Consider the following 23,218-nt stretch of genomic DNA (forward strand, 5'->3'; position numbering starts at 1 on the left):
AGCAAGGATGCGCTCGAATCGGAGATCGGTCACTGTGACAATCTCGGTGTAGCCATTCGCGAAGCACCATTCGATGATGCCGGCGAACATGGTCAGCGTAGCCTCATGGATGGAACCGTCGCCCCTCCCCTCTGCGAGGGCCGTGTCGACGCAGAAGCGAGAACTCTCGATCATCGCGGCATGACCGATAAGTTGACCGTCGGGGAGAAGCGACGGGAAAACATCGGCCACCATTGTCGGACCAAGCGTAGGAAGGAGCCTCGCGCACCCCGCCAGTTGGCCCGTCTCAGCGATGGCGAGAATATAGGTCGGCCGAAGCGCGTCGAAACCATCCGACTCGCACCCAGCCGATACATCGACTTCCCAACCCAGGCGATCGGAAAAGACCCGCGCACGAAGCTGGTAGTGGATGTGGAGGAGGTGTGCCTCTTGAATCGTCCGTGGCATTGAGAGCGCGAGAATCTGCATGATTTTCTCCGTCGTTGTTGGTTGGCGGGAATTCAGCACAGATCTGGATGGGTTGGCAGTTGTAGGATCCTACAAGGCGCACTCACGTGAGTCGGCCAGGACAAGTGATAAAGAGCGATCGAGGGCGGCCTTGTGTGCCCACATAAAAGCGGGCGAGTTGTAGGATTCACAGTAAAACAGAGCATGAACGCGGTAGGCCATGCCGCTTGCTAAACACATGAAAACGCAACAAAAAGAATTTTGAAACGTGCAGCACGTCGATTTCGCGTTAACCCTTTGTTAACCTTAAATCTCTTGCGGCTATGTGAGAATCGGGAGATAGTTGCGAAAATTATGGCTGTAGGGCCATTTTTTCGAAAGTTTAGCCTCCCAGGAAATAGTTTGCAAAATGAGCCATCAGCAGCCCAACCGGTTTGATATCGAGATTGCCCAGCAAGGGGCGAAGATCTCAAATGCGTTGCATATGCTGCGCAGTCAACAATATCCGCCAGATGCTCGCAAGGGATTGCGCAAGTTTCAACTGGGAGAGGTCGCTGACTTCATCGGGGTCACCCAAAGTCATCTTCGACAAATTCATGCGGAAGGTAAGGGCCCCGAGATAGAATCGGTCAGTGGACGGCGCTACTACACGGCTGATCAGATGTTGGAGCTTCGCGACTATCTTGAAGCCAATAAAAAATCCGACAAGCGATATTACGTTCCCCGGCGTCGTGAAGGCGAGCCGATGCAGGTCGTGTCGGTTGTGAATTTCAAGGGCGGAAGCGGAAAGACCACGACCGCTGCGCACCTTGCACAATATCTCGCCCTCACCGGCCATCGCGTACTTGCGGTCGATCTCGATCCACAGGCATCGCTGACGTCCCTGTTCGGAATTCAGCCTGAACTTGATGATACCGCATCTCTGTACGAGGCGCTTCGTTTCGATGACGAGCGGAAATTCATCTCGGAGGTTATACAGCCAACCAACATTCCGGGCCTTGATGTAGTTCCGGCAAATCTGGTCCTGCAGGAATACGAGTATGACGTGCCCCTGGCAATCTCCTCCAAGAAGGGAGAGGACGGGCGGCTATTCTACATGCGTATCTTCAATGCGCTGAAACAGGTGGACGGCAGGTACGATGTGGTTGTCATCGATTGCCCGCCACAGCTGGGATACCTGACGATCACCGCGCTTATGGCTTCGACAGGCATTCTGATCACTATCCATCCTCAGATGCTGGATATCATGTCGATGAGCCAGTTCCTGATGATGTTGGGGGGCATAATGGGTCCGGTCGCAGAGGCTGGCGCCGAAATGCGTGTCGAATGGTTCCGCTATCTCGTCACGCGCTTCGAGCCGACGGACATCCCGCAGGCGCAGATGGTCGGGTTTATGCAATCAATGTTCGCTCAGCAAATGTTGCGAAATCACGTTCTAAAGTCGACGGCCATTTCTGATGCTTCGATAAAAAAGCAGACTTTGTACGAGGTCGAGCGAGGCGATTTCGTCCGTTCTACCTATGACCGGGCAATGGAAAGCCTAAATGCAGCCAACGGCGAAATCATGGAACTAATCCACGGCGCATGGGGGCGGAAATGACTCGTTTGTCAGCCGTTTTTTCGCGGGGATTAATAAAGTATATCAACCATTTGGCGACGTTCAAAGCGAATTTGGAGGCCTGCTATGGCGCGTGAAAATCCTTTTGCGAAACTGGACATAGCTTCCATCGCGTCTAACCAGACACCGACAAAGCCTGGCTACGGCATGACGGGGGCAGCTAAGACTGTCGTTCGGTCCATTGAGGATCTGGCGGAGAACACCAAGAAGCTGATGGAAGGCGAGGTGATCGTGGATCTGGATCCGCGTTTGATTGACGTTTCCTTTGTCGCCGATCGCCTTTCCGACGATGGCGAAGAGTACCAGGAACTTAAGCAGGCGATCAAGGAGTCCAGCCAGACGACGCCCATTCTGGTTCGACCCAGTTCGTCGGATAGTCAACGCTTCATGGTCGTCTTCGGTCACCGCCGTCTCAAAGTCGCCAAAGAGCTTGGAATTCCGGTCAAGGCAGTTGTCAAAAAACTGGACGACATCACGTCCGCGATCGCCCAGGGGCAGGAAAATTCCGCACGCTCCAACCTGTCGTTCATAGAGCGCGCGTACTTCGCACAGAACCTACTTGCGTCTGGAATGATGAAGGATGTGGTCCGGTCGTCGCTCGCGATCGATGAGGCGATGCTTTCGAAAATGCTCGGTGTCGTGGAGGCCGTCCCGGCGTCGATCCTCAAAGTGCTCGGGGCCTCCAAGAAGATCGGGCGCGACCGGTGGCTTAGCCTCCGTCAATTGCTTCTTGCTCCTGCCCTCCTGAAGGTTGCTACGGAGTATGTCGAAACGGCAGGCTTCGTTGAGCTGACTGAAGACAAGCGGTTCGATGAGCTCCATGACTACCTGAAGCGCTACAAGGCCAAATCGGCTGCAAAGAAGCCCAAGGCCAGTGTGTCCGGGAGGGATTGGACTTCGAGCGATACGTCACTGAATTTCGTGATGAATGCCAAATCGAAGAAGGTTGCGATCGAGCTTTCGAATGTCGAAGCGAAGCCCTTCAGCGAGTGGCTATCAGCTCACATGGATCGTTTGTACGACGAGTACAGAGGATCGAAGCAGGAAAACAACGGAGACTAAACCGCAAAAGAAAAAGGCCCCCAAACGGTAAACCGTGGAAGCCTCTCTCGTATCTCTCGCAGGATTGAGAATCGCATTTCCCGGAATCACAGTCAAGAGTCTTGGCACCGATTTGGTGAGCGGATTTCTTTTGCCTAGCGGAAGGTGAGAGAGAAATGCAGACGGGACAGGTAACGACGCCCTTTGGGCGGCGGCCGACGACGCTTGCCTTGGTGAAAGGGCAATTGGCGGTCGCGGCATCAACACCAGGCACGCGTGTAGAAAAATGGAAAGTATTTCGCGATGTGTGCGAGACGAGGGAGCGCTTCGGTTTGCAAGACAGAGCGCTTGCCGTTCTCGATGCCCTTTTAACCTTCTACCCCGACGCAGAGCTCCACGCTGAAAACGGGCTCGTTGTATTTCCATCCAATGCGCAGCTATCCGTTCGCGCTCATGGGATTACGGAAAGTACACTGCGCCGCCAGCTCGGCGCACTCGTCGATGCGGGACTTATCCAGCGTCGTGATAGTCCGAATGGGAAGCGATACGCACATCGCAGTCGAGACGGTGAAATCGAGCAGGCTTACGGCTTCGATCTGAGCCCGCTGCTTGCGCGTGCCGCCGAGCTTGCCTTGCTGGCTCAGGACGTAGCCGCGGAGCGTATGCGCTTTCGCCGGGCGAAGGAAGCACTCACGATCTGCCGCCGAGATGTCCGCAAGCTGATTACAGCCGCCATTGAGGAAGGCGCTCCCGGCAATTGGGCACATGTTGAAACGATATATGTTGGTATTCTCGGGCGGCATCCTCGCTACCCGGACAGAAAGCAGGTCGAAGCAACACTCGATGAGATGAGACTCCTGCGGACAGAGGTCCTTAACCTTCTGGAAATGAGGTCAGAAACTGAAGATATGCACGGCAATGCCATGCTAAATGACCGCCACATACAGAATTCAAATACCGAATCTATCTATGAAGTTGAACCTCGCTCAGAAAACGCGCGGGGCGAAAGCGTGGCGGAAGAGCCGCACGCAAGGAGTGTGGCTCCCGGAAAGACAAAGGCAAAGCTCGAACAGATCAAGGCGTTCCCGCTGGGAATGGTCCTTCGAGCTTGCCCGCAGATTGCTGACTATGGGCCGGGGGGCGGCATTGCCCATTGGCGCGAGCTTATGACCGCGGCTGTGATGGTCCGCTCGATGTTGGGTGTCAGCCCGTCAGCCTATGAGGAGGCCTGCGATGCGATGGGGCCAGAAAATGCCGCAGTGGCGATGGCCTGCATTCTTGAGCGATCGAACTTTATCAATTCTGCCGGCGGCTATCTGCGGGATTTGACAAAGCGTTCGGCGCAGGGCGAGTTTTCCCTCGGGCCGATGCTATTTGCCCTTTTGAAGGTCAATAACGAAGACAAGCGAAACACTGCTTAGACGTGGCACCGCGGTAAACGTTACGAGCTTCGTCGAAACCGATTCTGCTTGAACCATGGGAACCAGGCATACTTGTCAGCCGTTTTTTTTCATGATTTCCTCTTCTGATACAATGAGTTATTAGCGGTGAAGAACAAATTTCCAGAGGGAACGGCGCGATGTGGAAGGCGAAGGAGAAGCAGCTGAGTGTCGAGCAGATCACTGGTCATGCTGCGAAGAGGCACCGGTTAATCGTCGGTCGAGCACCTGAAAGCACCGAAATGCTGTTCACGCCGGCCGAACTTTACGGTGCTATGGCGCAGTGCTCGAGCAGAGCGAAGATGGATCAGCATGCGGCGAGAGCTCAGGTTCAGATGTGCCGCCACCTCATCGCCAGGCACGTCGATGACAAGAATGATCGATTCGCTCTGTTGGATACTGCCCGGACCCTGAAGGACTATGTCGGAAAGGCCATGACCGGCCTCGTTGGTGATGGCATCGCCTATCTTCAGATGGTTCGAGATGGATACCGTTGGATAGATCATTTCGAAAACCACGCCGTCCATGGTAAGCCGCCAACCACCCGGTCGCCAGACTATGTCTTCAGCCGCACAGGAGATTTGTTCGTCGCCCTTACAGAGTCAAAAGCGACCAAGGGAGCTTCTAGGGCCGCTTTTACAAAAACTGTCAGAGACGGCTACCAAGAACAAGTCGAGCCTTATCTGGGCCGTAAGATTGGCACCTGGATCGCGTCTCATGGCTATGCCGTCGGCAGCTGGATGAAGTCGGTGAAGAAGGCCGAGATTTTCATCGACCACACAGTGAGTTCAGGTTCGTCATCCGGTAATGGCGACGACCCTTCAGAAAAGTCTGATCCGCGGAGCGTGCGGTTCGGCAGCTATTGCGGCGTCCTCACTCTCCTGTTCGGGCCTGATATCGGAGAGGCAGCGCGCGATCGCCGCTGGAGACCTTCCGAGCAGACCTTCACCACCGTTGACTGGCTCAACCGGACATGGATTGTTGGAGAAGACGCCGAGTGGGAGCCGTTGGTCGTCATTGGCGAAGAGCGCCCGATTTTCAAATCAGGACCGGTGCGATTTGTGAATGGTATGGCGCTGGATATGGAAGTTGCTCGGCGGGTCTTTGCTTTGATCGAGTCGAGCGAAGGGGATTTGGATCTCATAGGAGAGCTTCCGGAGTTCCCTGCGGATCTCGTCGAGACAGGTAAGCGTTCCGGTGGCGCAATCTTCCTAGATGGTTTTGCCGTTCTCGGCCGTGACGAAGATCTGAGCAAGTTTCAGAGGATATCGGTGAATCCCCCGGCGCAATCCTCCGCTGTGCTGACTGAGGCTGAAGTCGACATGACCGCCGCGATCACGACGGCACCTCATCGTGTGGAAAGACGACTGCTAACGGCCGGCGAATCTGGCGAGGGCAATCAAGGGGCGCTTGCGCTCATTTATGTCGCTGAAGGGTAGGACTGCCGCGCTGCCACCGTCCACACCCTCAATCAGGCTCAAACAGCGAGAATAATCATGATGAAGCGACCCACGCTATTTCTGTCGTCGACCGTGTATGATTTTGGTGATCTGCGAAGCGCGCTGAAAGATTATCTGGAACTGCGAGGATGCCGGGTTTTGGCGTCCGAGTTCACGGACTTCACGCGACCGCTGGATGAGCATTCATACCAGGCGTGCCTCAACACAATCGAGCAGGCCGACCTGTTCGTCCTGTTCATTGGTCGGCGCGTTGGCGGTTGGTATGATCAGCAAATGCAGATCAGCATTACCCGCGCTGAATTCCGTCATGCCTACAAGCTTGCACAGCAACGCCGCATACGCATCCTGTGCTTCGTTCGTAGTGATGTGTGGGAGCATAGGCAAAGCGTCCGCGATCTTGAAAAGGCTCTGAGAGACGACCCCGAACTGAGTGATCAGCAGCGTGAGCGATATGCCAAGTATCCGACGATGGCGATGGACAACGCGAACGCCATCATCTCATTCATCGACGAAGTCACCAAGAACAACGAGACCGCCAAGGCGGTGAGGGGGCAGGGGGTGGCGCCAATTGCCAATTGGATTTGGCCGTTCTCAACCTTCAGCCAAGTCCGTGAGGCGATCGATCCGCTGGTTCTCAACGGGCTTCCCGTCGCAGATGCTGCCGGCAGAAAGGCTCTCGAGGAGCAACTGTATGTTCTGCTTCAGAAGGCCGTCCCGCAGGCGAGCAAGTCGGTCGTCAACCCGGTGAGCAGTGTTCTGAAGCTGCGGAATGCACTCAACCTAAACAGCGGTGACCTAACTCGGAAAATGCAAGTCCCGGCAGATCGGTGGAACACCTTGGTCTTTCTTTTGACGCTGTCATCGAAAGCGCAACCTGACGTATCCGCTGTCACGTCGCATTTGGGTTCCGGGCTTCTTCTGGCCTATGACCCGAAATCTGGCGCCTTCGAGCAGACGCCGGAATATGATCTCCTGGTCCGGGTGGTCGATCAAGGAAATCTCCTCCAAAAGACTTCGGCGACCGATATGAGGGAGCTGTTCGAACATGGCCGCCAGGTGACGACTGAGGGCGATCGGGTCGTTCCATGCCACCTCTTGGTCATATGGCTGCATGGCCTGATGCGTTGGGTGGAATTCATCGCCTGTGCAAAGGCACTTGCACGATCGCTGAGCGGTAAACCGCTGGTCCAGCCTACGGTGATTCCTACGACGCCGATTATCGATCAAGAGGAGTCGTTGGCCGCGGAATTTGTATCTATCGAGGAGATCAGGAAGTTTGTGAGTGAGTAGCGCAGCACTTATCGAAGCTCGCCTACCAGAGGCAGAGCCCAAAGCGATCTTCGATCTCGGATATGAGCGCAGCGCTGACTTGGGCCTGACACAGGACAGGCAGTCGAGGAGTTACGCCAAGCGTACGCTGACCAACCATCGCGACAAGCACCATATGGCGTTCAAAGCATCCTTGCCGCTCGACCGCTGCGGCGTGTTGCGTTGTTATAGTAGCTCGATGCCTGCTGCACGGATCGATGGCGAGACTGCTCCATCGCCTCAGGAAGCGGTATGCCACGATTGGCCGCCTCCGTCAGGTACCCCGACCGGAGCCCGTGCGCGGAAAACTCCCCCGGATCCAGCCCAGCCATCGCCGCCCGCTGTTTGACGATCGCGTTGATCGCACTCGGCTCCAGCGCCCGCTTCGAAACGTTGCCCCAGCGATCGATCTTGCGAAAAATGCTCCCGCTCTCGATCCTGCCAACCGCAAGCCAGGCATTGAGCGCATCTACGGGCCGGCCTGTCAGATAAACGACCTCATCGTGTTCGGAGCCGGACGTCTTGGTGCGGCCCAGATGAATGGCGAGAGAGGGGAGGGGAGGGCCGCCCTCAACAGTGATTGGCGGCTCGACCGTGAGCTGTTCCCTGCGCAGCCCGGCAATCTCGCTGCGACGGCGACCGCCAGACGCAAACGCCACCATCAGGATTGCCCGGTCACGGATGTCACGAAGGCTGTCGGTGCTGCAGGTGGTGAGCAGCTTTGCCAGGACGTCGCCGGTGACCGCCTTGGCACTCTTACGTTTCCTTGGCCGTGGTGTTGCGCGGACAGCAAGGCGTATCGCGGATTTCAGCGACGGGGAAGAGAAGACGCCGGTCAGGCCACGCCATTTTGTCAGCGTCGACCAACTGGCAAGCCGCCGGCGCACGGTATCGGGCGCGTGCGGTCCCGACGATCTAAGGAAGCCTTGCTCGCGCAGGCTTTGCTCGACATCAGCTGGCATGCCGTGCTGAGGATCGATGTCTCGCTGATCAGGCTGCCAGAGATGATGGGCGACGAATTTCAGCAGCATCGCCTCAGGAGCCGGCCAGGGGAGGGATGCACCCGTCGCCGCCAGCGACCACGCCTGCAGATAGGCAAGGTCAGACGTCAGCGCCCGCAGGGTGTTTTCGCCCATGCCTTCGTTGACGAGATGTCGCAGCGTTTCGACATCCTGGTCGGTGAGCAGTTCTGCCAGTTCGTCGCGCCGGTCGATCGGCAGCACCGCGGCGATCGTGTCGAGCTCAGCGGCGCGGCGATCAACAGAGTTCTTCGAGGACATGCGGACTCCGGTTCGTCGAAATCGGTGCAGTTGGCCGGGTCGACGACGCGGCAACGACGGGAATCTGACAGCTTTGCCCGTCGAAATCAATCACCTCCGATAATGAAGACTTATCGGTGGTCAGCGACCACGAGCACATTTATCGGATGTGAGGAACCGTAACATCGATATGGCGTTCGTTTAGGAAATCGTTTACCATAAAATCAATGACTTATGATCTCGCGAAAATCAGCATTTCTACCCTGATGCGGCCGGCTTTCGACGCCGGCATCGCACTCACCCGTCTCGACGAGCGCATCGCCCGCTCGCCGGTCGGCGCGGGCTTCCTCGAACGGTCGCAGTTCACTGATGCCTGCGCCTCGCTGTGGATCGACGGCGAACTCGTTCATCTCGAAGACCTCGTCCTCCACGACCACACCCGCGATATTCGCACGCCCACACACGAACTGACCATCGCCCGCGACGTTTTACGAACGCGCCGTCGTATCACTGGGCAGTCACCGGATTGGGCCTTGTCGGCAGAGGGTATCCGAGTTTTGCGACAGACTTCGGACATCAGTCCGGCGGGAGCCGAAACGGTTGATCCAGCCGGTGCCACCAAACGCGTCGTCGTGGTCGAACCAGTAGGGGAGGGAGAGGATGACGACGACATCGGAAATCTCCCCGGCGTCGATTACGCCGCCATCGATGCGATCCTTGCTCGCTCTGACGCCGCGATCGAACGAGCCAGAAAGCCTGGCCGGGCTCCGGCCGATCCGATGATCTACGATCTCGACTGGGATGAGGATGCCCGGCTCGACGAATGGCGCGGGGTGTTGCGGCAGGCGGAAAATCTGCCGGCGGTGCTGCAGGCGATCATCGCCCTCGACGCCTGGAACGAGCTTGCCGTCCTCCAGCACGCGCCCTGGCTGGGCCGGCTGTTGGCCGCCTCCGTTCTGCGCCAGGCCGGCGTTACCACCGGTGCCCATCTTGCCGCCATCAATCTTGGCCTCAAAACCATCCCCGTCGATCGGCGCCGGCATCGCGATCGGGAAACCCGGTTGCTCGCCATCGCTCAGGGTTTGCTGGCGGCCGCCGAGATCGGTATGAAGGAGCATGACCGGCTGACGCTGGCGCGCACCCTGTTCGAGCGGAAGCTGGAGGGGCGCCGAACATCATCCAAACTGCCGGAACTGGTCGAGCTCGTCATGGCAAGGCCGCTGGTGTCGGCGGGGATGGTGGCAAAGACGCTGGAAGTGACGCCGCAGGCGGCGCGGCGGATCGTTTTGGAGCTGGGGCTCAGAGAGATGACGGGGAGGGGGAGGTTTCGGGCGTGGGGGATCCTGTAGCACCTGTCACTATTTGGATCGGGACCGCCGCGCGATCCAGATAGCGTCGCTTTGTGGATGCGCGCCGATCAGAGAAATCCTGCATCCATTAAGTGACCCTTCCACAGTGGTTAGACCGGGTCCGCGCGTTTGCGGGTCATAAGTCTACAAGCCAGATGTTGATCTCCCCAGCGGGTCGCGAACGCTTCCGAGACTTCAAACCAACTCCCATCGTTGCCGGCGCCGTGGTTGGCGCCCATGCACGAACATTGGCATTCATGGTGCTGGGCATTCATGCAGGAAGGGGAACATTTCTCCTGCTCGCGATAGGGCTGGATCACATAAAGCTGCCTGTATTTCTCCAGCGCCCGTGTCACGAAGTCGTTGAACCAAGCTTTTGGCAGTTCCCAGCATTGCAGAGGCTCGATCCAGGCAGGCTGCAGCTTTTGCCCGTGATGCAGCCAAAGCCGATTGTGCTGGGAGTAAGGGAGGCGTGCCCGTATCCGCTGGCCTTTGCCGCCGCGTCTCAGAACTACAGGGATTGTCTTCTGGTTCCAGACGCGCCGGAGTTCGCTGTCACTGATATCTGCCCCCATTGACATCCCCCTCCTGTTATATGATCTCGGTCCCTGACAACCTCAGCGTAACAGCTCCGGCAAGTCGTAGAGCAGCTTCATCGCGTCGGGCCAGCCGACGTCGGAAAACAGCTTGAGGATCTCAAGCAGTTCGGTGCGGCATACTCCATCTTCAAAAAGGGAACGATAATCCGCAAGGTAGCGCGTGACGATACCGACGATCAATTTGAGCGCGAGGCTTTCGTGGTGATATCCCTCTCGCATGCCGGCGCCTAACAGGATCCCGTGGAGCGCCTTGAAGACACCTGGGGGATCACCAGGGATCAAATATTCGTAGAGCTCGATGAGATGATGATGCGTTGCCGGCTCGTGAGACTTCGACAGCAGTGCCAGCATCGGGCGATAGTCGGCGAGGAAACTGCTCATGGCCTCAGAGGTGTCAAGCCCTTGACTTGGGTTGCTGCTCTCCTGGTATGCCCCTGAACCGAAGTAGAGTTGGTTCATGAGATGGTGGATGATCTGCTCTGCCGCCCGGTATCGGGCAATCGCCGCGTCTCGCGCGGCACCCTCCCTGTCGTCAGCGATCAAAACAGCATAGCTTTCTGTCGCGGCAGCTGAGCAGACTTCAAGGATAAGCATTGACCCACGCTGCGCGCGATCCGAAAGCGGCTGGTCATTATCTTGGTCTGACTTATAGCGCGCGATGAACGCCTCGCGAAGCGGCGAGATGAACGCCATAAGCAGGTCCTGGTTCGTGACCAGATCCTTCAGCCATTCAATTAGCCACTGCAGCGCTTTCTCTCGGCTCTGTCCAGCCCAGAGCTGAGCTACGAGTCCACCCAGAACTTCGGAAAGTTCATCGCGGCCGGAATTCTCTCTCCGAACGAAGCTGTGGCGGCGCTGTTCGACGATCTCCATCAGCCCTTCCGCGCGGTCGACGTCGCTCCAGATCAAACGTGACAGGACGTGAGCGACGTGGAACGTAAGTACATCGACATTTGGTTCATTGCGCACGATGCGCTCGGCCAGCTCCCACATTTTTTGCGGCGCGACACGACTTAGTACCTGCAGGTTTTCGGCCGCTTGCACCCGCACCACTGGTACCGGGTCCGCCAGAACCGCTTCAATCATGTCGATTATTTCGGGGCGATCCTCTCCGAACCTATTTGCAAGGTGCACATAGGCCTCGGCCGCATATACACGAACTGCCCAATTGCCATAGCTGCGTACGTTGTCTTCACCGTCTTTCGACTCCGGGAACCGGCTTGCCCAAAGGCGACCCAGAACGCCAAGCAATAAAGCGAGCGAAGGCATACCCTCGTTTTCGGGGACATACGCTTCGCTACCAGCGATCATTTCGATCGCATTGCTAATATTGCCCCAGACAGGCTGTTCGACGCTTGCATGGAGGGAAGCGGCGTTCGCGTCGAACAGAAAAATGGTCGCTTCTGTCTCCAGCCACAAAGCCGACAAAGCAGTCGCGTTGCTTTGAGAGGGAGTTTGCCTCACCCTCTCCGCAAGCGCTTCCGACTGGTCGATCATTTGCGCGTTCATGCCGTCTTCGACATCGACGCCTTCTTCGGCGAGGATTTGGCGCATCATTCCGCGCGCAGGCCCTGAGGTGACCGTCATAGTTCGAAGAGGCGGATTTCCGGCAAGCTCGCCCGCGTTCGCCAGTTCGGCGCGGAACGCACGCATCGCATCTGTTGCTATCGACGCCTCATCGACGGAAGAGAGGAAACGGCTCAAGACCCGTCGCCACCAACGCTGTTCATATTCGTCGCTGAACAGATCTGGGCGAAGAACCTCTGCTTCGAAATCCGCGCGACCCTCGATCGAACGGTGAGGATAGGCGGCGGCCACAAAGCGAACGGCATCCCTGACTGTAACCTGATGGGTGAGGATCGTAAGATTGCTCGCATACGGCCACAGCTCCCCTGCGAGCTCAGCGACCCGCTCCGCCCCGACGCCTAGCAGCCGCGCCCACACGGCAGGACTTGAATATCCAATTGCGGCTGCCTCGATGCACTCGACAAATGCAGCCGTCGGGCAACCTCGCAAAAAGCCGACAAAATGGCCAAGAACATTATCCTCCGTGCCGCTACCCCGTCCGTTAGATTGATCCCACGCGAGTTGCGCAAAATCGTTGCCAATGAGATCGAACGGCTCGCGCCCGGCGACGAATACACGGCGCCGTCGATCGCCAATCTGAAGATCACGATCAATTTCACCCAATGCCACCTCGATCGCAGCGCGCGTGCCTGCATATGCCGATAGGTCAAGCAGCTGCCGCGCGTCCTTGCCCAGATGATATCGACAGTGGAGATAGTCCTGTCTGCGGTTTGAGGAAAGCGGCATGATCCGGCTGGGCTGGCCGCCAAAATGCGAGACACTGTCATCGCTGATTTCGCGCGAGTAAAGCACTCGGTAAATTTCGACGGCGAAGTGGGTATCTGATCGGGCAATCGGCAAGATCTGTTCCGTCAGCCAGCTCGCTTCCTTGTCGGCGTACGCCGAAAAGTGTGGATCGCGCAGGATACGATCCAGCAGCGCCCGGGATGCCGCAGGCTCGGCAGCAAAACTTTTTCCTACGAACCGGATCGCATTTATCGCCGTTTGCTGCATCGGTGGCTCAGCCGTCCAGGCGAGGGTCAAGAGAGCTCGCGAAGTACGGCCGAATAGGTTGAGAAGCGGCACATCAGACAGATCAGCTTTTTCGAACAATATCTGGAGCAGGAGCCGCGTCGGATCGGACATTTCGCGAACGCCTGTCGTGATCGCGGTGTCAGCGACCTCTGCCCACGCAGTCGCCGTCTGGCGCGCAACACCTCCCGAGGTATCGACCAGAAGCCCAACGAAGCGCGCGAGCCGTGACAACAGCGTCGCCATCGCACCATCGGCGGCACGGGCTTGGATCAACGAAATCAGGCCCGCAATGTCAGATGGCGAGTTCACACCCTCTAGCGCCGTCCGCAAGGCGACATTCGCCAATACAGGATCGACGTTGGCATTAGCGTAGATGTCAGCAATCAGCCGCCAAACAGCACGCTTTCCCTCGCTATCGCTACGCCATAGCCGCTCGACGGCAAAACGCAAAGCTGGCGCGAGCATCAGGGCGATCGCACTACCGCCTTTCAGCTGCGCGATCAGGAGCGGGGGATCGTCCCATTCCAAAAAGAACCGTCCGGCGACATGATCGAAGAGAACGTGATGCGAAAAGCTGACGAGGTCCCCCGTTTCAGCAAGCACACCCGAAGCAATCACTTCATCGACATTATCATTTGCAATGAGCACCTTTCGGACCGCGAGGCGGCTGCGGCGAACCATCACATCAACCGTCGCGCCAGCGGCGCGATGCAGCGGCGTGCCCGGCAGCCGTCGATCCTCATAAGCGTCGATCAGATCCGATTGGGTCGAGACTGTTCGAATACTGTCCGGATCAACGCCATCAGAAAGCAGTTGTGCAGCGAGCGAGAGGTTGAAGATGTTTCGTAGGAGATCGCGCAGCCGCTCAGGTGCCGCATCAAGCAAGTTGCCAAGTGCTCTCGCGTCCGCGCCAGCCTGACGGAGATCTGGATTGCTGAGGCGCGGCACGTTGAAATGGCGAACATTGCGTAGCGTCGGATCGGCGTATTCCGGGTCGGGCGGGGACCCGGGGAGTGCGTCGCGAAAACGCCGGCCATTTCTGAGATCGAACGTGCGGATAGACGCCGCGATCGTCCAGGACTTGTCCTTTGTAGCCATTGTTTCAATTAGCTGCGCGAACACGGCTTCGGCAGGACCGCCGCGCGCTGCATCGAGAGCGTCGATGATGATCAGTTTTCGACCTGCGCCTGGCGCTGCTGCCAGTACCTCGGCTAGCGGTCGAGCGAGCTGAAGCTCGGATTGGAGATCGGTAGCAGTGGCAACGCCTGGGAAGCGATCGACCGAGAGAAAGATGACCCTCTCGCCGGCGGCGCGGCGTGCTTGTGCCAGCGCTACCAGGGCTCCGGTTTTTCCCGCGCCGGGCTCGCCGATGACAATAAGCGAACCGGTCGCGATGGCTGACGCCATGGGGCTGTCACTTTGACGGGGAATTGGTATCCCGCCCTCGATCGGCAAGCGCGTATGGCCAGTCAGCCGGGTAAGCTCTGCATCGGTAACGGCGGAGAGGCGAGCGAAATCGGCGTCATAGCCGGGAGCACCTGTATCGTTGTGATGCAGCGCGCGGAGTGCTCGCAACAGCCCTTCGCGATCCGCTGGCGCACCGCTGCCAATGAGGTTCCGGACAATGGTTTTGAGATCTCGCAAGGGTGCGTCGCCTGCAGCCTCCGAGCCGTAGACGCGTGATCCGAGCACGCGGGAGGCCTCGCGCCAGTTATCTTCGCCCTCGTCCATCGAGAAACGGACGACTTTGAAAAGACGGGCCATCGTGACAAGCTCGTCGTCGCTTGGAGGGTCGACGACAAGATCCACACAGGCGGCGCGTGCGTGGGTCTCGAAGAGTTCCAGTGCGTCGGCTTCAGCCCGGCTGCGCTGCGACTTCACCGTTGTCCAGGTGCCTCCGGTATCGAAAGCCCGGCAGCCTTTCTCGAGCTTATCGAGCGTACGGGGCGCGGTGGTGCTTACCGCAAGGATGGCCCGATAACGCGCGACATCGACGGCAACACCTGTTGTTCGCGCTTCGACCATGGTCCTGACAAGTTGTGCGATGGTTTTGCCAAGTGGGCTTTCGGCACCCTGCGTCAGGCCAGCGCTGGTCTTGCTCTGAAAGTCGATCCGGGTATCGTCATCCTGTCCAAGCTCGATGTCATCGAGGCCTTCTCCAGTCTCCAAACGCAGGCTGACTGGAAGTGCCGCGTTCGCAAGTCCAAAGCGTCCGCCGACCGGAATACGGGCCAGGATATGCGCGGCGAGCCATGTACCGACCTCGGCCTGAAAATCCATGCCTCCCTCGGTCGCGCGTCCACCAGCAGGCTTTGACGTTCGAGCGGCTTTGCGAGCAGTCATCCAAGCAGGTCCTCGAATTGGCGTGCGTGGCTCGGTGTAGTTTTGGGGGCAATCTCGGCCTTTCCGCCAAGTAGATCGCGAAGCGACTTGAGCTTTGAGAGCAGCTCATCGAATGTGATGATGGCTACGCCAGCGAGACTTGCACGATACAGCTCGAAGGCACGCTTTCGTGGACCTTCGGGGATGATACCCGCTAGAATCATTCCCCTGACGCCATAGGTTTCGAGCGGGACCGCGCGGTTCTGCGATTGAAGCCGATAGATGTCGCTACGCAGCTTGTCGATCTGGTCAATCACCTGCGCCACGGCGCCAACTAACTCTGTCGACGCGGTGTATACGCCCCCCCGATATTCCCTTTTGCCGATGAGCTCTTCCCCAGGAGTCTTGATCTCGAGCACCGCTATACTGTCGGTCAGCTTGTTGGTGAGCAGGAAATCGGCAATCTTTTCGCCGGAGCCATTCAGGATCCTGCCTCCCACATGCGCTTGGCCCTGCACGAGCAAAACCGGCACATTGAACGCCATATCGAGAATGAAGGGGTTGGCCTCGAGGAGTTTTTGCCATTGCAGTTCGGTCGTTCGTTCAGCGAACCGCTCCTCGATACGTGCAATCAGTTCATCGAGCGAGGCGAGTTCAATCTCGTCGTGCAGCTTCAGCAGGCCGCCGCGCTGCGACTTCATCGAAGTGCGGACGGACGCCGAGGCCATATTGACCAGGGCTGCCCGGTCGTTATCCGAGAGCTTGGTATCCGTGATCGTGTCACCAATCACGTCGGCGATGTCATCGGGGGCGCGGTCAAAGACCCTTACTGGGAACTTTTCACTGTCCAGGCGCGTCAGAAGATTGGTATACGCAGCCTGTAGCTTCTTCCGCCGCGTCAAAACCTGTGCCTTCTTCTCGAACCTGTTTGCATTCAGGCGTAACTCGTCGAAGAGCGTGTAGCCGATCTCGTATGTCGTACCATCATCCGTCACGCCGACGTCCAGCTCGCGCTTGTAGGTGACACGCAGGTTCGTCACGCCTTCGACTTGCCTGATAGCATTCACGATAAACGAAAGCTTGCGCTCGAGGCCGAGACCGAAATTCGGGTCTTTGACAAATCCCTTCGGCATGCCCTCGGCGAGGAAAGCCTGAACATCCTCGATGGTACGAAATTCGTTGAAATCCTGAAAGAAATCTTCGTCTTCAATGATCTCAATCGACACGATAGGATCATATTTCGGCATCAGGAAATCTTCAGATTCCGGCATGGTGTTGATCGGGAAGAGCGTGGTTGTGTGCTTGCCCGCATCGAAGCGTATGAGCACCTGCGTCGTATTGATTTCGGTGAGGTCAGCGATCGCGATTCGCCGCTCGGATGGTGTGAAGAACACCTCGACGAAGCCGGGCCCCTTTCTCTGCAGGAAAAGAGTACCTTTGTCGTCATCACCGAACTGGGGGCCGAAGGTTGCCATACGCTATCCTATAAATATTGGGAAAACATAGGTGTAACGAGTACAACCTGCAATCGGAGCGGACGGAAAAGGTGGCACTTGCAGGCGAACGGCGCTGTCCCTCTTCACGGTGGTTGCGCCTGCTGAGATCAGAGCAAGCTACCCTGTTCGATAGGCGCGCCCTATCTTGAAACAATTGAAGATCCATAAGGCTCGCGACGAAATAATCAGCGCGTTAGCAGGTGAAACCGACTGGATGCCGTCGTTGCTATCATCATCCACATATGGTGTTCATTTTCAGGAGAAATTTCTTTCGAAGATCTACAGAGTGCGGGTCGGCCAAGGTTGCCAGATATCGATCAAACTCCGCTTCCAACTCTGTGTGGAACAGTGTGCGGTTCACAGTGATCTGACCATTATCGAAGCGCATTATTGGGCCGCTGACCCCGACCGTCATCTTTTCGGTCGCCCCGCTGTGATGGAGTGCGCATCGCCCTTGGCTATAGAACTCGTCAGCCTTCTTCGTCGCCACCATGCCAGCGCCGAGACAATCGATAAATGGCTGCCAGTTGCTCAGGAACTCTCTGAACAGCCGACCGCTTTGACGTGTGTGGTTGGTCACCCCCTCACGGAAACCCTGAATTGTCTCGAGAACGAGGCAATCCAAGGCGAGGATCGCGAAGCCATATGTCTGCGGCTTGTTAGCTTTATCGACATCGATCAGGGTCTGTGCTGGCTTGATGAAGCGGCCCTGTATGCGATCCCTCAGTACATCGACTGCCTTCAGCCATTCCCCCTGTTTCGGATTGTCGGGATCCAGTTCGAGGCCGCGCCAGAACGCGACTGTGTACTTCGGGCTGATCTGGAGGCTACGGCTCTGTGTCGTGTCGCTCATCGGCCTAGCTTTCGAGAACCGCGACACCTGACCCCAACACAGATGTGTTTCGGCGTGGAATATTGACCCCTCTGGCGGGGTGACCGGCGTCCAATTTTGACCCCCCACCTGTTTCGTCTGACCATCCGTCTTTCGCTGGCGGATGGAGGGGGAGTTGAAGCGAGTGGATACGATTGCGCGTGTTCGTCGAGCCTTCCATGTTCAGGGCTGGTCGGTGAAGAGGATCGTCCGGGAGCTGCATGTTTCCCGCAACACAGTTCGCAAGATACTGCGATCTGATCAGACGGACTTTTCCTACGAGCGCGAACGGCAGCCGCTTCCGAAGACCGGGGCCTGGAAGGCTGAGATCGAGCGCTTCCTGGCCGCGAACGAAGGCAAGCCATCTCGTGAACGGCTAACGCTGATCCGGATTTACGAAGAGCTTCGGGCGCTGGGTTACGATGGCAGCTACGATGCGATCCGGCGCTATGCGAAGGGATGGTCGAAGGATCGAGGGGCCGTGACGGCCGAAGCCTACGTGCCGCTCTACTATGCGCCCGGTGAGGCCTATCAGTTCGACTGGAGCCATGAGATCGTCTTGATCCAGGGCGTGACGACGACGGTGAAGGTTGCTCATGTCCGCCTCTGCCACAGCCGGATGATGTTTGCGCGGGCCTACATGCGTGAGAGCCAGGAGATGGTCTTCGACGCGCACGACAGGGCCTTCGACTTCTTCCGTGGCACCTGCACGCGCGGCATCTACGACAACATGAAGACGGCGGTGGAGGCCGTCTTCATCGGCAAGGAACGGCTCTATAATCGCCGTTTCCTGCAGATGTGCAGCCATTATCTCGTCCACCCCGTAGCGTGCACGCCAGCATCCGGCTGGGAGAAAGGACAGGTCGAGAACCAGGTCGGCCTCGTGCGCGAGCGGTTCTTCACGCCACGCCTCAGGGTCAAAAGCCTGGAGGAACTCAATGTTTGGCTGCTCGACAAATGCGTTGCCTATGCCAAGGCCCATAGCCATCCCGAGCAGACGGCGCAGACGATCTGGCAGATGTTCGAGGCTGAACGTGGGTGCCTTGTGCATTACGTCGGCCCATTCGATGGTTTCCACAGCGTTCCGGCCTCGGTGTCGAAGACCTGCACTGTCCGCTTCGACAACAACAAATACTCGGTTCTATCGACTGCCGTCGGCCGCCCCGTCGAGGTTCATGCCTATGCGGACCGGATCGTCATCAAGCAGGATGGTATGACGGTTGCGGAACATCAGCGCAGCTTCGGCCGCGGCAATACCGTCTATGATCCCTGGCACTATGTTCCTGTCCTCGCTCGAAAACCCGGTGCCTTGCGCAACGGCGCTCCCTTCCGCGAATGGGTTTTGCCAACAGCGATGGAGAAGGTCCGCAAGCGGTTGAAGAGCGCCGATGACGGGGATCGGCAGATGGTCACCATACTCGGATGTGTTCCTGCTGATGGTCTTACCGCCGTTGAGGCTGCCTGCCAGGAAGCACTCGATCACGGCGTCTGCTCTGCCTCGGTGATCATCAACATTCTGGCGCGAAGCCGCGATCCGGCTCCCGCCGCAACCCTGCAAATCCCCGATGCGCTTCGGCTTGCCCATGAGCCGGTCGCCGACTGCGACCGTTACGACAGGCTCAGGAGGGTAAGCTGATGGAACGCACGCAGGTTCTCGAACTGATGAGCACGCTGAAGCTTTACGGAATGCGCAGCGCCTACGATGAGGTCATGGGGAATGGCATCAAACGACAACATGAACCGCCGCGCATCGTCGGCGATTTGCTGCAGTCGGAGATCGCAGAGAAGCAGGCACGCTCCATTCGCTATCAGCTCAGCATCGCCAAGCTGCCACTCGCCAAGGACATCGACGACTTCGACTTCGCCGACACGCCCGTCAATGAATCTCTGGTGCGGGAACTGGCCACCGGCACCTTCGTCGCAGACCAGCGCAACGTCGTCCTCGTCGGCGGCACGGGAACCGGCAAGAGCCATCTGGCCATCGCGATTGCCCGTGCTCTCATCCGCAACAGCACACGTGGCCGCTTCTTCAATGTTGTCGATCTGGTCAATCGCCTGGAAACGGAAACGCGCAACGGCAAGCAAGGTCGGATGGCCGACTACCTCACGCGACTCGACTTTATCATTCTCGATGAACTCGGTTACCTACCGTTCGCGCAGGCCGGGGGTCAGCTCCTGTTCCACCTGATCAGCAGGCTCTACGAGCGCACCTCGATCATCGTCACCACGAACCTTGCATTCGGTGAATGGCCGTCGGTGTTCGGCGATGCCAAGATGACGACAGCACTCCTCGATCGCCTGACCCATCACTGCGAGATCGTGGAAACCGGAAACGAGTCCTGGCGCTTCAAGAACCGCTCTCAAAGCTAAAGCCGAAGATACCCATCACCCGCACTTGGCCTACCCTCTGCAACCCCGGCCAGCGCCGGGCAGGCCAAGCGCTGACCGCCTACAGGGGGGTGAAGATTGGACGCCGATAAGGGGTCAACATTCCGAGCCGATTGACAACACAGAGAAGTCGTTGGGCCGGATCTGCTTTCGAACCTCTGGCGGATAGCAATTCCCCCCGCCCTCATAGTTCCTATGGACCGCGCGAGCCTGCTCGTTCGTCAGGACGTAGAATGTCGGTGCCATCGTCCTCAGATCGAGTTCGATGAAGATGAAGAAGTCTGCGTCGCCCTTCTTGTTCATCTCTACAGGCCAACGCGTGATCTCGGTAGGCCGCCGCAGAAACTGTCGAGTCTTCACTTCAATCGATTTCGGCTGTCCATCGACGACAACGATGACATCGTGACCAGGTGCGCCTTCCGGCCTCATATAGGCGGCAAGTCCGAGTGTGTTGAGCTTTGCCACGGTTAGCAGCTCGCCCAGCGTACCGGATTGTGGGGATGACAGTTTTTCCAGCGTCATTGCTCTTCGTATTCCCCAAGAACTTCAACTAGCGGCCCAAGTCCGGTCGTTCCATCGGCGGCCGGGTGGCGGATCCGGTTCGCGGTCAGATGGACGGCCATGAGCGCCATGGCTGGTGTCTTTCCCTGCACCCTGTAGCGAACGCCATCGAGAGCAAATGTCGCCCGGGCTGGGCCGAACTGGATGCTAATGGTGCGATAGATTTGCGGATACGAGACCATGATGAGTTTCGATATACCCGGCACGGATGTCGTCCAAGCATTGTCCTGACCGCTCTCTCGAACCTTGTCGAAGGTCTCAGTCATCGACTGCGGCGGCCACATATCGAAGGCCATGACAGACTGGATCTTCCGATCGAGGAAACTTCCCGGGTCCCCGGTCGCGAGATCGTCCATGATCTCGTGGTATGTAACTTTGCGTGGTCGTTTGTTCTCCGGCTTTCGCCGTTCTGCCGCCAGCAGCCTACGCTCCTGGCCCGCGGCCTCCGCCTCATTGGCGCTGCGGTGCAGTCCAAATGACCGGAGGATCTTCGCTATGATTGTCCCCATGTTCCCCCCGACGGCGAATTGTCCCTAAAAATGCTAGGAATTCCGCTCATGGCCAACATATTTCGCCTTCTCTAAAAATCGGACATACTGGTTTTTCAGAGGCGTGATTTCCTATAAGCCTCCTCTATCGGAACCTCGAATTTCGCTCTGCGAGATGGCCATCTATCCGGTTTAGAATGGTCTCAAGACCGAGATAGCGGACGTAGCCGCCTCCGCCCCGCTGGATGATGCCGTCCAAGAAGATCTCGAAGGAATGACCATCACTCGCTAGTCGTGTGACAAAGACAGCTCCACCACTCATGCCGTCCAAAGGCTGCGCGTCCTCAGGATATCGCAGCACGCCGAAGATATTGCGGGAAGCAAGGTCTCCCGACTTGCAGATTGGATGGATCCGCATACCGCCATTCTCCATGACCATTCGCTGGAGATGGCTCGGCAAGCCTGAAGCTAAAGCTAAATCACCAGCGCGACCAGTGAGGCGACGTTCGACGGGGAAGAACTGCTCTCGCGAGTATGCTGGTAGCATTTCGTATTCCACCATACCGATCACATAGTCACTTTCGTCCTCGTTGGCCTCAGGCGAGAAAAGGTATGTGTTGAACGGAATGCTGGTGCTGTCGGTGCCATCGTCCATCAGCACCACCAGATAGTCCATGCGGTCCTTGAAAGCTGTTACTGTTTCGCCCGAGATTGTTGCTATCTGGTGGCGCGTGAAGACGGCAAAATGTCGTCCTCGGTACTGGAAGAGAACAGCGGTGCCCTGAAGACCGAACTGATAACGGCGAGCGACCGTCCCATCTTGCAGAGTGAGCTCGAACCCATCCAGACCGTAATATTCGTCACCAGGAGCGGCGAAACAAAGTGGGCGGATACATCGAGCAGCGATCGTTGGCTCCTGCGGATCCGTGAATTTCAACATAGGAGGATCAATCCTTTCGACGGCGAGCGCGGATTTCGTCAATTTGACGGTCAATCTCTGCCTCGGCGGCCGCGCAGCTCTCCGCGAGATCGTCGCGAAATTGCGAGGTGTCCCTCAGAAAGTCGACATAGGTGGCCACGGCCAGATGGGTGTTTGCCTTAGAGCGCAAACGCTGAACCCGCCGCTTCCATCCTGGTATGGGATCCTTCTTGATCGCCAGGCGGTAGTTAGCGGCGAGCCAGTCAACAAGTTCATGGATGGATCTGTCGGAAAAGCCATTCTCGCGTGCGAACTTATGCCCCTCCGGCAAGAAGGCCAGCCGCCATATCTGGCAATCGATCGTAGCCTGATCTCGCGTGATCCCCTTCCCCTTGGGATACACGCCAGTTGAGATGACATCCAGGTAAACGCTGTTCTCGGTGACGATAGAATCCATATGGTCCGCGAGCGCGCCGATCGTCTTGCCTCTATCGAACTGGCACCGATCCCTCAGCGTTGCACATGCCTTCTCGAAGTCACCTAGTTCGGCCGGATTGCGTCTGCTGCTGTTGAAATACTTTTTCGCGCGTTCCGGGATTACCATCTTGTTGCCGTAGTAAAGACCACGCCCAGGAAAGGCCTTCAGAATGTCGCATGCCACCGAGAAGTAGAAATTAGCGATAGCTGGCAGGATGGCTTCGTGCTGGAGGCCGACATGGTACAGCTCGTTTCGGAATTCGTGCATTATTGCAACTGTCCGTGCCTGTTCCTCTGTGACCATCTTCTCGATACGTGCGAACTTTAGCTTCGCGTCGAAGGACTGTCCGACAGCCTCGGCCAATTCCAACTTATGGGTGTACGCCTCCTCTAAATGGTGCCAACTCTTGAGGTGAACATACTTTTCTGTGGCGAGCTTATGGGCTGCGAGCTCCACCGCATTGTCGGTCAGCATCAGTGCAAACCGAGCATCATGAACGCTGCCCTTGTCCAAATGTTCGAGGGCGAGATCCATTTGATCGAGGAGAGCCGCGTAAAAGCTGAGAGCTGTCATC

Annotated in this window: 17 protein-coding genes and 1 pseudogene; 8 read left to right on the forward strand and 10 right to left on the reverse strand. The window is 57.5% G+C overall.

Going from position 1 to position 23,218, the window contains the following annotated elements; genetic code table 11:
• Window positions 1-468 (reverse strand): acyl-homoserine-lactone synthase (locus tag J5286_RS21325; RefSeq protein ID WP_209215382.1); only part of this gene is annotated, 468 nt, incomplete at its 3' end.
• 388 nt (window positions 469-856) lie between these two features.
• On the opposite strand from J5286_RS21325, the gene repA reads away from it, so the two are divergent.
• The 5 genes from repA (at window position 857) to J5286_RS21350 (ending at window position 7,295) form a co-directional block, all read left to right on the forward strand.
• Window positions 857-2,047 (forward strand): plasmid partitioning protein RepA, encoded by a 1,191-nt coding sequence (repA, locus tag J5286_RS21330; RefSeq protein WP_209192016.1) that lies wholly within the window; start codon window positions 857-859, stop codon window positions 2,045-2,047.
• Window positions 2,048-2,131: 84 nt separating this feature from the next.
• Entirely contained in the window at window positions 2,132-3,127 is a 996-nt protein-coding gene (repB, locus tag J5286_RS21335) for a plasmid partitioning protein RepB (RefSeq protein WP_209192017.1), read from the forward strand.
• A gap of 155 nt (window positions 3,128-3,282) precedes the next feature.
• The gene (gene repC / locus J5286_RS21340) at window positions 3,283-4,527 is read left to right on the forward strand and encodes a plasmid replication protein RepC (RefSeq protein WP_209192018.1); all 1,245 of its coding nucleotides are present in this window, start codon (window positions 3,283-3,285) and stop codon (window positions 4,525-4,527) included.
• A 158-nt stretch (window positions 4,528-4,685) separates the two neighbouring features.
• Complete coding sequence (locus J5286_RS21345) at window positions 4,686-5,984, forward strand: hypothetical protein (RefSeq protein WP_209192019.1); 1,299 nt, start codon at window positions 4,686-4,688, stop codon at window positions 5,982-5,984.
• Between the two features lie 57 nt (window positions 5,985-6,041).
• The gene (locus tag J5286_RS21350; protein WP_209192020.1) at window positions 6,042-7,295 is read left to right on the forward strand and encodes a DUF4062 domain-containing protein; all 1,254 of its coding nucleotides are present in this window, start codon (window positions 6,042-6,044) and stop codon (window positions 7,293-7,295) included.
• A gap of 161 nt (window positions 7,296-7,456) precedes the next feature.
• Here the strand turns inward: J5286_RS21350 and J5286_RS21355 are convergent, their stop codons facing one another.
• Window positions 7,457-8,593: a site-specific integrase gene (locus J5286_RS21355; RefSeq protein WP_209192021.1), complete on the reverse strand. Its 1,137-nt coding sequence runs from the start codon at window positions 8,591-8,593 to the stop codon at window positions 7,457-7,459.
• A gap of 197 nt (window positions 8,594-8,790) precedes the next feature.
• Here J5286_RS21355 and J5286_RS21360 point away from each other — a divergent pair, with 197 nt between their 5' ends.
• Window positions 8,791-9,921: an RHE_PE00001 family protein gene (locus J5286_RS21360; protein WP_142843346.1), complete on the forward strand. Its 1,131-nt coding sequence runs from the start codon at window positions 8,791-8,793 to the stop codon at window positions 9,919-9,921.
• Between the two features lie 110 nt (window positions 9,922-10,031).
• Here the strand turns inward: J5286_RS21360 and J5286_RS21365 are convergent, their stop codons facing one another.
• From J5286_RS21365 to J5286_RS21380, 4 genes are all read right to left on the reverse strand, one after another.
• Window positions 10,032-10,496 carry a hypothetical protein gene (locus J5286_RS21365; protein ID WP_142843347.1) on the reverse strand — a complete coding sequence of 155 codons (465 nt, stop codon included), beginning with the start codon at window positions 10,494-10,496 and terminating at the stop codon, window positions 10,032-10,034.
• Between the two features lie 42 nt (window positions 10,497-10,538).
• Complete coding sequence (locus tag J5286_RS21370) at window positions 10,539-15,401, reverse strand: P-loop NTPase family protein (protein WP_237681481.1); 4,863 nt, start codon at window positions 15,399-15,401, stop codon at window positions 10,539-10,541.
• 59 nt (window positions 15,402-15,460) lie between these two features.
• A complete protein-coding gene (locus tag J5286_RS21375) occupies window positions 15,461-16,918 on the reverse strand; it encodes a Shedu immune nuclease family protein (RefSeq protein ID WP_142843348.1) in 1,458 nt (485 codons plus the stop codon).
• Window positions 16,919-17,171: 253 nt separating this feature from the next.
• Complete coding sequence (locus tag J5286_RS21380) at window positions 17,172-17,792, reverse strand: hypothetical protein (RefSeq protein ID WP_142843349.1); 621 nt, start codon at window positions 17,790-17,792, stop codon at window positions 17,172-17,174.
• 154 nt (window positions 17,793-17,946) lie between these two features.
• Here J5286_RS21380 and istA point away from each other — a divergent pair.
• A pseudogene (istA, locus tag J5286_RS21385) lies at window positions 17,947-19,516 on the forward strand (IS21 family transposase).
• Window positions 19,446-20,180 carry an IS21-like element helper ATPase IstB gene (gene istB, locus J5286_RS21390; protein WP_142843351.1) on the forward strand — a complete coding sequence of 245 codons (735 nt, stop codon included), beginning with the start codon at window positions 19,446-19,448 and terminating at the stop codon, window positions 20,178-20,180. The pseudogene istA and the gene istB overlap by 71 nt, the downstream one beginning before the upstream one ends.
• Window positions 20,181-20,294: 114 nt before the next feature.
• Here the strand turns inward: istB and J5286_RS21395 are convergent, their stop codons facing one another.
• From J5286_RS21395 to J5286_RS21410, 4 genes are all read right to left on the reverse strand, one after another.
• Window positions 20,295-20,720 carry a protein NO VEIN domain-containing protein gene (locus tag J5286_RS21395; protein WP_161991476.1) on the reverse strand — a complete coding sequence of 142 codons (426 nt, stop codon included), beginning with the start codon at window positions 20,718-20,720 and terminating at the stop codon, window positions 20,295-20,297.
• A complete protein-coding gene (locus J5286_RS21400) occupies window positions 20,717-21,268 on the reverse strand; it encodes a hypothetical protein (protein ID WP_142843352.1) in 552 nt (183 codons plus the stop codon). Before J5286_RS21400 ends, J5286_RS21395 begins: the two co-directional genes overlap by 4 nt.
• 124 nt (window positions 21,269-21,392) lie before the next feature.
• Window positions 21,393-22,241 (reverse strand): hypothetical protein, encoded by an 849-nt coding sequence (locus J5286_RS21405; RefSeq protein ID WP_142843353.1) that lies wholly within the window; start codon window positions 22,239-22,241, stop codon window positions 21,393-21,395.
• Complete coding sequence (locus tag J5286_RS21410; protein WP_142843354.1) at window positions 22,195-23,217, reverse strand: hypothetical protein; 1,023 nt, start codon at window positions 23,215-23,217, stop codon at window positions 22,195-22,197. The genes J5286_RS21405 and J5286_RS21410 overlap by 47 nt, the downstream gene beginning before the upstream one ends.
• Between the last annotated feature and the right edge of the window lies 1 nt (window position 23,218).

Origin of the sequence: Rhizobium sp. 16-488-2b (assembly GCF_017741815.1) — a bacterium.
Taxonomy (GTDB): domain Bacteria; phylum Pseudomonadota; class Alphaproteobacteria; order Rhizobiales; family Rhizobiaceae; genus Rhizobium.

Bases quoted from the DNA above. Each gene is read 5' to 3' on its own strand.
- repB (WP_209192017.1), top strand. From the start codon at position 2,132: ATGGCGCGTGAAAATCCTTTTGCGAAACTGGACATAGCTTCCATCGCG.
- repC (WP_209192018.1), top strand. From the start codon at position 3,283: ATGCAGACGGGACAGGTAACGACGCCCTTTGGGCGGCGGCCGACGACG.
- J5286_RS21365 (WP_142843347.1), bottom strand. From the start codon at position 10,496: ATGGGGGCAGATATCAGTGACAGCGAACTCCGGCGCGTCTGGAACCAG.
- J5286_RS21370 (WP_237681481.1), bottom strand. From the start codon at position 15,401: ATGGATTTTCAGGCCGAGGTCGGTACATGGCTCGCCGCGCATATCCTG.
- repA (WP_209192016.1), top strand. From the start codon at position 857: ATGAGCCATCAGCAGCCCAACCGGTTTGATATCGAGATTGCCCAGCAA.
- J5286_RS21410 (WP_142843354.1), bottom strand. From the start codon at position 23,217: ATGACAGCTCTCAGCTTTTACGCGGCTCTCCTCGATCAAATGGATCTC.
- J5286_RS21380 (WP_142843349.1), bottom strand. From the start codon at position 17,792: ATGAGCGACACGACACAGAGCCGTAGCCTCCAGATCAGCCCGAAGTAC.
- J5286_RS21345 (WP_209192019.1), top strand. From the start codon at position 4,686: ATGTGGAAGGCGAAGGAGAAGCAGCTGAGTGTCGAGCAGATCACTGGT.
- istB (WP_142843351.1), top strand. From the start codon at position 19,446: ATGGAACGCACGCAGGTTCTCGAACTGATGAGCACGCTGAAGCTTTAC.
- J5286_RS21395 (WP_161991476.1), bottom strand. From the start codon at position 20,720: ATGACGCTGGAAAAACTGTCATCCCCACAATCCGGTACGCTGGGCGAG.
- J5286_RS21400 (WP_142843352.1), bottom strand. From the start codon at position 21,268: ATGGGGACAATCATAGCGAAGATCCTCCGGTCATTTGGACTGCACCGC.
- J5286_RS21375 (WP_142843348.1), bottom strand. From the start codon at position 16,918: ATGGCAACCTTCGGCCCCCAGTTCGGTGATGACGACAAAGGTACTCTT.
- J5286_RS21350 (WP_209192020.1), top strand. From the start codon at position 6,042: ATGATGAAGCGACCCACGCTATTTCTGTCGTCGACCGTGTATGATTTT.
- J5286_RS21355 (WP_209192021.1), bottom strand. From the start codon at position 8,593: ATGTCCTCGAAGAACTCTGTTGATCGCCGCGCCGCTGAGCTCGACACG.